Raw genomic sequence first — 11,113 nt, 5'->3', positions numbered from 1 at the left:
TGACTCAATGCACGATAAGGCAGAGGTATTTTCAACGTACCCTGCCTTTTTATTGACTACTATTTTTAATATTTATCGCCTAATAGTGGCTATTTCACTTTAGCTTTTTTCTTACTTATCTTTTTGTCACTCTAAAAATCCAATTCCAATTTTAAAGCTAAAATAATTATTTCAAATAAAAACAACAAATTAAAAACGTCACTCTCGGAATACTACTGACTAATTTCGAATTTATTTTTCCTTCTAAAAAACATAAAAAATCGTGACCATTAATTAAATCAATATACACCGCATAAAATTAGTATCCCTGCGTCCCTTCTAGTAAACCACATCGCATACGCTGAGGTTTATAAAGCAAGGAGGTAATGACAAACCGCTTTTCATCTTATGCAAGCTCAGGGTTTGTTGTTAAAAAATGGAAACCGTGAACAATTCTTTGACACAACCAGAATAATTTTACGGTAGTAATCGTAGGTAATATTTATTTAGGTTCAAAAATGTCGACTAATTTCTGTGTAAAATCGTTTCATACCTATATTGAAACCCTATCAAATAAAATAAAAAATAGCTTTTATCTAACTCACTCCCTACTCTTTAAACTGAGCTCGGGTGAAATTGACATGCGAATAGAAGAAGGCCCATGGCAAAAACTGACAGCCTCAGATATTTGTTTTCTTCCTAAAGGAGTATCAATTGAGATAATTAATCGTGATAGTCAAAATCTGCTAGCTGTAGATGTACTTCCAATGACCACAGATATGTTAAAATCCTTTTATCAACAACAATCTGCATTATTTATTAATAAGAAAAAAACTTCATCAGTTAGTCAAATCTGTTGTACTAACTTACAAGAAAACCCAATTATTGAAAATGTATTTAACTCTGCCATTAAAGAAGTTAACTCACCTACCAACCATAATATTATTCATATTCATTTAAATTTTATTCTGTCATTTTTTTTACTGGTGAATGAATTTACCCCTACATTATATGCATCAATAAATATTTCGATAAAAGATAAAGTATATGACTTAATTTTTCATAGTGCGGGTAAGCAATGCCATACTCTAGATACTATCGCGAAAAAACTTCATATGAGTTCTTCAACACTTAAACGACGACTGGCCAGTGAATATACCAGTTTTTCCAAAATTAGCTTAATGTCGCGAATGAATAAAGCGATGATATTATCGAAAACAGAAAATATGCCTATGTCACGTATTGCTCAAGAAGTTGGCTATGATGATATTCCTTATTTTTTACTGGCATTTAAAAATTTTCACGCACAATCCGCAGCAACATTTTCGCTCTTCAAATAGTTTATAATTTAAAATGTTAAGCCTCATCATTTATTATGATGAGGCTTAACGATATTGTCTAAAATCTCTTCACTAGAAATTGTGATTATCAATATCTATTTGAGATATCGTATTATCAACTACTGGAATATCTGTTAGCATCACCACGTTACTTTCTACTGGTGTCGATGCAGGGATTATTGATGCATCTGGCAGGGTTGAATCTATCGTAATTTTGCCTGTAATTTTCTTATCACTAAAATTACCCGCAACATCTTTCACTTCAAGAGTATATTGATAGGAACCATCAGTCAGTGGGTTAGTGACCGGAATTGTCCATTGACCCTTTTTATCGGCATTTACATGATAAGTCTTCTCATCGATAGTGAGCTCAACGAAAGCACCAGCTTCGGTCATTCCACTGAATTTTGGCTTGTTATCGTTGGTAAGATTATCACCTTTTGTACCGGTATCGGTCGTCTCATCTAATTGCCCAGAAAGTTCAGGCGCCTTGGTATCAATGGTGATGTTGTCAACGACACTTTTTTTATTACCCGCGCTATCTTTCACTTCAAGAATATATTTATAGGAACCATCTGGCAGTGGATTAGTGACCGGAATTGTCCATTGACCGTTTTTATCCGCCGCCCCGGTATAACTCTCATTCGCAATCTTTAGCTCAACGAAAGCATTAGATTCTGTCGTCCCACTGAAGGTTGGTGTTTTATGGTTAGTGAAACCACTGTTTGAGATCCCTGTATCTGATGTAGTATCTAACCCACCCTCCAGTACATCAGGCGGTGTTGTATCGATAATAATCTTACCCCTTAAGCTTTTAGTTCCTTTATGCCCAACAGCATCTTTCATCTCTACTTTATAAATATAGGTGTCCTCTGTCAGTGACGATGGAAGTGTGAATTTCCACTGACCTTTTTCATCAACCTTAATATCCTTATAAACATGCTCACCCACTATTAACTGTAGGACCACACCTGGCTCTGCTGAACCACAAAAAGTGGGTTTTGTGATATTTGTTACGCAATCCAATTGATAAGTATTATCTTTAGAATTACCAACACCACCATCAAGAGTATCTGGAGCAATTGTATCCACCTTGATAGTGCCTTGTAGCATCAAATCATTATTTAGATTACCCGCACTATCTTCTACCCTTGCCTGATAGGTATATTCCCCGTCTTTCAATGCACTTGCTGAAGGTAATGTAAATGCCCAACTCCCCTTTTCGTCTGCAATAATTGTCTGAGAAAAATGAGTGCTATCTAAAGGAGACTTTATATTGAGTAAAACTCGTGCAAAGGGATCACTATGTCCACTAAAATCAGGTATATTCGCATCAGTGAGAACATGCTCTTTAGCAACACCATCTCGTGCATCAATCACACCACCTGTTAATACCTTCGGGGCAGTGGTATCAATCTGAAATCTACCATGTTTCTGGCCACTAATTCCATGCACCTTATCTTCCACAGCTATTGTATAACCGTATGATCCTTCTTCGAATTTTACTTTTTCATCTATCACCCATACGCCATTTTCATCTGCTTTGGCATTGTATGAATGAGTTAAGTTATTATCAAAAATCAATCGGATAGAAGCATGAGGCTCCGTTTTTCCACTAAACTTCGGTGTTTTTATATTGGTAATATTATCGCCTTTAATACCGGTATCATCATTATCATCTAATCCCCAGGTTATTTCAGGCGTCGTTTTAATTGTTAAGCTACCTTGTAATTTATCTTTCTCTGCACTCATTTTCCCTAATACATTTTCAACCGTAATATTGTAAACATATTGGCCGTCAGCTGGCATTTGAGAGGCAAGTGGTTTGAATTGCCAATTCCCTGTCTTATCCGCTTTTGCAGATTCATGTATAGCTTCTTGTCCTTTAGACAACGTAAAATGTACGGTAGAATTAGGTTGAGTTTTGCCACTAAAGGTCAATCCATTGTTATATACCGTGTCATTACTGCCGATCTCACTCGTCTGAAAGTTAGTTATTTCAGGAGCCGAGTCATCATAAATAAGTGAAAAATTGATATTACTTTTTCGATTAATCAGATCGTACGCTGTAATAGAAAATTCAAGATTGCCACCCCCTGTTATATCACTGGGAATACATTCGGTAGGCAATGTATATGCCCAGGTTCCTTCATTGTCCGCTTTGGTCGTTCCAATTTCTTTACCTGTTTTATCTTTTATTTTAACAATCCCTGCGGGAGAGGTTTTACCTGTTATTTCTAAGTGATTTTTGTCAAAAGTAAGTTCGCCACCATCACTACTAATACTTTGATTTTCAGTAATACCAAACTCGATTTTAGGTTTTTGGGCCTCACCGCTTAACACTTTAATAATGGTTTCATGCGCGACCTTATTACCCGCAATATCAAAAGCGGTAATCCTAGCTTTATGCTCACCATTAGGTAAATTTAGAGTATTATTAAAAGTCGTTTGTGAACTATCATCATTAACAGATTTTTTGTCATATTTGATAGTCTTCTCATTAACTGCAATCTCGTAATAATCCATATTTCCTGTATAAGTAAAATTCAGGTGAGGATTATTATTTTTAGCTACATCAGCTGCTTTACTGTGCGTATCACTTTTTTCGATATGAAATTCATTGAATGTAGGGGGCGTTGTTAGGACATTTAGCTTAACAATCCCGAGTATCAAATCTTTCGTTTCATCTCGGAAAATGAGGTTGTGCTCCCCATCACCATCAAGGGGAACTTCAAGTTGCCATTCCCCTTTATCATTTGCTTGGGTCTTGTATTCTTTCCCCCCAACTTTTACTGAAATTTTAGCTTTAGGCTCAGCAATCCCTTTATAAATTGGCTTATTATGGTTTATATAACCATTTCCTTGATGTCCAGAATCCGTTTCGGGATCAAGGAAAATATTCGACTCAGATACAACTAAAAAGGAATGAAATTTCTCTGTCGAACCATATACATCTTGAAATTTCAAAGTATAGCCATGTTGACCCTGTGAAAGCGCATTTTGCGTAGGGAGTTCAAAACTCCATGCGGCTAATTTGCCAGTTTTTCCAGTTATGGTTAACGGATATTCTTTCCCAGCAATCTGAATGCTACCTTTAAATTCGTCCCCCGTTACACCACCTTTAATTGTTCCGTGCAATTTAGGTGTCTTGCTAACACTTACTTTTAAATCATCTTTACCTGTAGGGCTAGACTCAGCATCAATCAGTGAATCGATGGTATAAACACCTTTTTTTATCCATAAACCTTTTTTTTCAAAATCTTTATTATTCGTATTTCCAGCAGGAGACGTCGCAACGACACCAATAGAACTAACCCCATAAAGGGGGCCAGCTTTCATTAAATTCGATGGAAATGTGAAAGACCATTGCCCGTTTTTATCAATATCTGTCACATCGAACTCACGTCGTTCCCAAAAATAATCTCCAGTATAGTAAGAAAATTCAAACTTTAATTTTGAGCCTGGTGTAGTTGTACCACTAAATATTGGGGTTAAATCATTAGTTGACAGGACACCGTTCCTATCTCTAGTCGCGCTTGAATTAAGCGTTATTGCAGAAAGAAAGGGGATAGTATTATCAATTTGCAACGTACCTGTTGTTTCAAAATGATTGTCAGCAGCATCAGTAACAATAATTTTGTATTTACCTGAATAATTTTTATCTAATGTTTCATCTAAAGCTAATAGCCATGCACCATTTTCATCGCAGGTTGTATCGACGCTTTTATCATTCAATTTTAACGTTACTTTATTACCAGGAACGCTTTTTCCCGTAAACTCTGGCTTTTGTTTTTTGGTGATAAAGTCACCAGATGTTCCTAACTCTATCGCATCCGTTAATTTAACCACAGTGAAAGGTGGTGTTGTATCTATAAAAATCACGCCACTTTCATCAGTGGACTTCCCATTAGTCGGGTGTTCCGCAGTCACCGTATAATGATGTCCCCCATCCTGTAAACTATCAAGCGTAATAGCCCATTTTCCTGTAGTGGCATCAGCAATTTCGGTCAATTCCTGTCCAGTAATCTTAAAGGTTATTTTTGCACTTTTGGTAGCTGTACCTGTAAATGTAGGCTTTTTAACATTAGTGATATAACCATCTTTATTCCCACTATCACTCTCTTTATCTAATTCAACTGAAAGTGTCGGGGGCGGAGACTCACCGGAGCCACCCTCCGGAGGCGGGGTATAGGAAAAACTTTGTTTAAGTATTTTTTCATTACCCGCAGCATCTTTAGCTGTAATAACGTATTCGTTATCCTTACCAATTTTAGCATTTACATCAAACGTCAACGACCATTTACCTTGTTCATCGCAATAAACAGTCTTTTTCGTCCCTTTAAATTCACCCGTTATTTTTCTATTTGGATCAGATTTGCCGCTAATTTGAGGCCTGAGTAAATTCGTCACAACATCACTCGATACAATGTTGCTTTGACTACTTAGATCTAGACCCCCAGTTAATGTCATTTCGGTATCAATGATGAAGGTGCCCTTGGATTCCGCTTTATTACCGGCTTTATCGGTCACACTGACGGTATAAGTGTGCTCACCCTCGGTAAATTCCGTGGGCAGCGTTTGCGTCCACTCCCCGTTAGCATTCGCGATGGTCTCATAGCTTCCGTTTTCGTTTTCAATCGAGATCGTCACTGCCGCGTGCGGTTTGGTTTTGCCAGTCAAGGCTGGTGATTGATCCTTCGTGATATTATCGCCTTGAACCCCGCTATCACTGCCCTTGGTCAACGTCGCCACTGTCGAGGGTAATTGCGTATCAATTTGTAATATATCGCTAAATTCATTTTTATTGCCAGCCAAATCTGTCACTATGACTCGGTATGTATAGACGTTATCTGCCAACTCATTAAGCTGAACCGACCATTCACCATTTTTATCCGCTTTAGTTGGGTAATCCTTTTGGCCTACAACCACATTAACTGTTGAGTATGGGTCTGTTGTACCCATAAACGTCGGCTTATTTTGGTTGGTGACAAACCCATTGATGTCCTTCAATTTAGCGTCAGTCGACGGTAATGTCGTTTTGATAATTACCCATTCGCCAGTTTGTGTCTTATTGCCTGCTACATCAATAAAAGCAAAATCACAATAATAACTATTATCTGCAAATGGGTACTTAATCTTAAGATGCCATTTACCCTGTTTATCAGCAACCGTCGAGAACCTTTTCCCGCCGAATCTCATGGTAACAACACTGTTGGCCTCTGCTTCCCCTACAAATATCGGGGTATTATGATTAATCCATCCATAGCCGTTATAAACGTTTTTATCAAAGCTCAAACTTTTACCATATGACTTTGTATCTATAAAAAAGGCGCCGTCGGACTCGGCCTGATTACCCGCTTTATCGGTCACACTGACGGTATAAGGGTGCTCACCCTCGGTAAATTTCGTGGGCAGCGTTTGCGTCCACTCCCCGTTAGCATTCGCGGTGGTCTCATAGCTTCCGTTTTCGTTTTCAATCGAGATCGTCACTACCGCGTGCGGTTTGGTTTTGCCGGTCAAGGCTGGCGATTTATGGTGGGTAATATTATCGCCTTGAACCCCGCTATCACTGCCCTCGGTCAGCGTCGCCGCTGTCGATGGCAGCATTGTATCAATGGTCACACTTCCTTTTATTTCAACTATTTTTCTATTGCCTGGATGCTCAGCAGTCACACGATAAGGATTCCCCCCCTCAGGTAAACTCTTAACCGAAATCTCCCACGCTCCAGTTACCGCATCTGCATTTGCAGTATACTTTTGGGTATCAATGTATAACTTGACTTCAGCACCTTTGGTTGCGGTACCGCTAAATTTAGGTGTTTTAATGTTAGTAGTGAAATCATCTTTATTTCCACTATCACTCTCTTTATCTAATTCAACTGAAAGTGTCGGGGGCGGAGATTCACCGGAGCCACCCTCCGGAGGCGGGGTATAGGAAAAACTTTGTTTAAGTATTTTTTCATTACCCGCAGCATCTTTAGCTGTAATAACGTATTCGTTATCCTTACCAATTTTAGCATTTACATCAAACGTCAGCGACCATTTACCTTGTTCATCGCAATAAACAGTCTTTTTCGTTCCTTTAAATTCACCCGTTATTTTGCTATTTGGATCAGATTTGCCGCTAATTTGAGGCCTGAGTAAATTCGTCACAACATCACTCGATACAATGTTGCTTTGACTACTTAGATCTAGGCCCCCAGTCAATGTCATTTCGGTATCAATGATGAAGGTGCCCTTGGATTCCGCCTTATTACCGGCCTTATCGGTCACGCTGACGGTATAAGTGTATTGATTGTCTTTTAAATCTGGGGGTAAATTCCAATTCCAAGTCCCATCTTTATCAGAAAATACAGAATATTCTTTACCCTCAAACTTAATGTCCACTCTCACGCTCGGTTTGGTTTTCCCTATCAATACCGGCGATTTATTGTTGGTCATATTATCGCCTTGAACCCCGCTATCAGTGCCCTTGGTCAACGTCGCCACTGTCGAGGGTAATTGCGTATCAATTTGTAATATATCGCTAAATTCATTTTTATTGCCAGCCAAATCTGTCACTATGACTCGGTATGTATAGACGTTATCTGCCAACTCGTTAAGCTGAATCGACCATTCACCATTTTTATCCGCTTTAGTTGGGTAATCCTTTTGGCCTACAACCACATTAACTGTTGAGTATGGGTCTGTTGTACCCATAAACGTCGGCTTATTTTGGTTAGTGACAAATCCTTGAATATCTTTTAATTGTGCCGTGGCCGCCGGCAACGTCGTTTTGATGGTCACCGTCTCCGCGACAGCTTTTGTGTTGCCGGCCACATCCACCGCCGTCACCGTGTAATCATGCTGTTTATCGGCCAGCGGTTTTTCAACCCGTGATGCGCCAACGGCCTTGTGCATCCGCCGTTGTCACCAATTTTTGTTCCGCAATCTGAAGGGTCACGGTGCTGTTGGCCTCGGTTTGACCAGCGAATGTCGGGGTGTTGTGCTTGGTCAACTTGTCACCTGGTGTGCCGCTGTCGCTGTTGCCCTCTAAGCCCACTGACAGGCTCTCTACCTCGGTATCAATGGTGAAGATGCCCATGGATTTCGCCTGATTACCCGCTTTATCGGTCACACTGACGGTATAAGGGTGCTCACCCTCGGTAAATTCCGTGGGCAGCGTTTGCGTCCACTCCCCGTTAGCATTCGCGGTGGTCTCATAGCTTCCGTTTTCATTTTCAATCGAGATCGTCACTGCCGCGTGCGGTTTGGTTTTGCCCGTCAAGGCTGGTGATTGATCCTTTGTGATATTATCGCCTTTATCGCCGCTATCACTGCCCTCGGTCAAGGTCGCCGTGGCTGAAGGTAATTGTGTATCAATCTGCAAGCTCTCGCTAAACCGCCCCACATTCCCCGCCTGATCGGTCGCGGTGACGGTGAACGTATAGACGTCATCCGCCAAGGCATCAAGGATCGGCAACGACCATAGGCCACTATCATCCGCTTGAGTGTCATAGGCTTTCCCGGCGATATCCACTTGAATGCGAACCTTCGGCTCCGTTTGCCCCGTCAACGTGGGGGTCATTTGGTTGGTGATAAATCCCTGAATATCTTTTAATTGCGCTGTCGCATTCGGCAACGTCGTTTTGATGGTCACCGTCTCCGCGACAGCTTTTGTGTTGCTGGCCACATCTACCGCCGTCACCGTGTAATCATGTTGTTCATCGGTCAGCGGTTTTTCAACCGTGATGCGCCAACGGCCTTGTGCATCCGCCGTTGTCACCAATTTTTGTTCCGCAATCTGAAGGGTCACGGTGCTGTTGGCCTCGGTTTGACCGGCGAATGTCGGGGTGTTGTGCTTGGTCAACTTGTCACCTGGTGTGCCGCTGTCGCTGTTGCCCTCTAAGCCCACTGACAGGCTCTCTACCTCGGTATCAATGGTGAAGGTGCCCTTGGATGTCGCCTGATTACCCGCTTTATCGGTCACACTGACGGTATAAGGGTGCTCACCCTCGGTAAATTTCGTGGGCAGCGCTTGCGTCCACTCCCCGTTAGCATTCGCAGTGGTCTCATACTTTTCGGTCTCAATCGAGATCGTCACTGCCGCGTGCGGTTTGGTTTTGCCCGTCAAGGCTGGGAATTGATCCTTCGTGATATTATCGCCTTGAACCCCGCTATCACTGCCCTCGGTCAAGGTCGCCGCTGCCAGTGGCAACGTCGTATCAATCTGCAAACTTTCGCTAAACCGCCCCACATTCCCCGCCGCATCGGTTACTTTGACAGTGAATCTATGGCTCCCCTCCGCCAATACACTGGGGATCGGCAACGACCATAAACCCTTCTCATCCGCTTGAGTGTCATAGGCTTTCCCAGCGATATCCACTTGAATGTGAACCTTCGGCTCCGTTTGCCCCGTCAACGTGGGGGTCATTTGGTTGGTGACAAATCCTTGAATATCTTTTAATTGTGCCGTGGCCGCCGGCAACGTCGTTTTGATGGTCACCGTCTCCGCGACAGCTTTTGTGTTGCCGGCCACATCTACCGCCGTTACCGTGTAATCATGTTGTTCATCGGCCAGCGGTTTTTCAACCGTGATGCGCCAACGGCCTTGTGCATCCGCCGTTGTCACCAATTTTTGTTCCGCAATCTGAAGGGTCACGATGCTGTTGGCCTCGGTTTGACCAGCGAATGTCGGGGTGTTGTGCTTGGTCAGCTTGTCACCTGGTGTGCCGCTGTCGCTGATTTCCTCTAAGCCCACTGACAGGCTCTCTAATTGAGTATCAATAATTATTTTATTTTTTAAAATCAAAGGGTTACTACCATCAGCTGAGGCAGCGAGTTCATATTCATACACGCCGTCTTTTAACGGTTTAGTTATTTTTAATGACCAATGTCCTTCTTTATCCGCTGTAATTGGGTATTTTATACCATCCAAAATAAGATATGCCTGAGAATCAAGGGAAACGGTACCAATAAACGTTGGTTTATTATTATTTGTAATACCGTCATCTTTTTTCCCAGAGTCTGATTCTTCACTTAGCTTCCCTTGAATAAAAACTTGAGTTTTTGGCTTAATGACTATGGGATTTTCGGGTGTTTTATTCGCAGGAGTACTAGATTCAGATGAAGTTGAAGATTTCGCTGGCATAGGTGGTGGTGATGGAGGTAATGCGGGATCGCTCACACTCTCTTTTTTACTTTTCTCTGATTTAATTTGTTCTTTTAATTGGGCTTTTGCTTCGGATAATTTTGTCAATGAAGAGCTTAATTGCTCTTCTTGTTTCTCAGTCTGGGACTCTAAGGCTTGAACCTCTTTTGCTAATTTTTGATTTTCTTGATTTAATTCTGCTAGCTTTTCTGCAAACTGTTTTTCTTCATCATCTTCATCTTTTTTAGTATCTATATCTTCAGCGAGTTCGATCGTTTCACTGATAAATTGTTCTTTGAGGTAGATTGCATCAGCACCAATATTCATCGTTATCGATGATAAAATTTCATCTTGCGATAATACGTTACCTTGCTCAGTTAATAAAACTATACCCCCTGAAATAATTTCAGAAAGCCCATTTTCTATTTTTTCGACTGTTCCATTCGGGGTTGTAACAATTAAATCAAGCCCCTGAACCTTAAATTTTTTGATCGTTATGTTATTTGATTCAACTGATTTTATTATATTCGTCATATTATTAAACTATTATTTAAAAAGTGAGTTCCTACGCTAATAGTAATTAGCATCGATTAATAAAACGCATTATATCGATTTTATTAAAAATAACATGAGCTCGAATATAGAGTGACCTCACATTCGTTAT

3 protein-coding genes are annotated in these 11,113 nt (G+C 40.8%); 1 reads left to right on the top strand and 2 read right to left on the bottom strand.

What is annotated here, in order from left to right; all coding sequences use genetic code 11:
* The first annotated feature begins 620 nt into the window (after nucleotides 1-620).
* The gene (locus FVA69_RS02140) at nucleotides 621-1,319 is read left to right on the top strand and encodes a helix-turn-helix domain-containing protein (protein ID WP_231136903.1); all 699 of its coding nucleotides are present in this window, start codon (nucleotides 621-623) and stop codon (nucleotides 1,317-1,319) included.
* 72 nt (nucleotides 1,320-1,391) lie between these two features.
* On the opposite strand, the gene FVA69_RS02135 is transcribed toward FVA69_RS02140, so the two are convergent.
* The gene (locus FVA69_RS02135; RefSeq protein ID WP_164528328.1) at nucleotides 1,392-8,219 is read right to left on the bottom strand and encodes an Ig-like domain-containing protein; all 6,828 of its coding nucleotides are present in this window, start codon (nucleotides 8,217-8,219) and stop codon (nucleotides 1,392-1,394) included.
* Nucleotides 8,188-10,983: an Ig-like domain-containing protein gene (locus tag FVA69_RS02130; protein ID WP_164528327.1), complete on the bottom strand. Its 2,796-nt coding sequence runs from the start codon at nucleotides 10,981-10,983 to the stop codon at nucleotides 8,188-8,190. Before FVA69_RS02130 ends, FVA69_RS02135 begins: the two co-directional genes overlap by 32 nt.
* Nucleotides 10,984-11,113 lie beyond the last annotated feature (130 nt).

This window comes from Providencia sp. PROV004, from assembly GCF_011045615.1.
GTDB classification, from domain to species: domain Bacteria; phylum Pseudomonadota; class Gammaproteobacteria; order Enterobacterales; family Enterobacteriaceae; genus Providencia; species Providencia rettgeri.
Note: the sequence above shows the minus strand (reverse complement) of the source record. Positions and strands in the feature narration are given on the sequence as shown.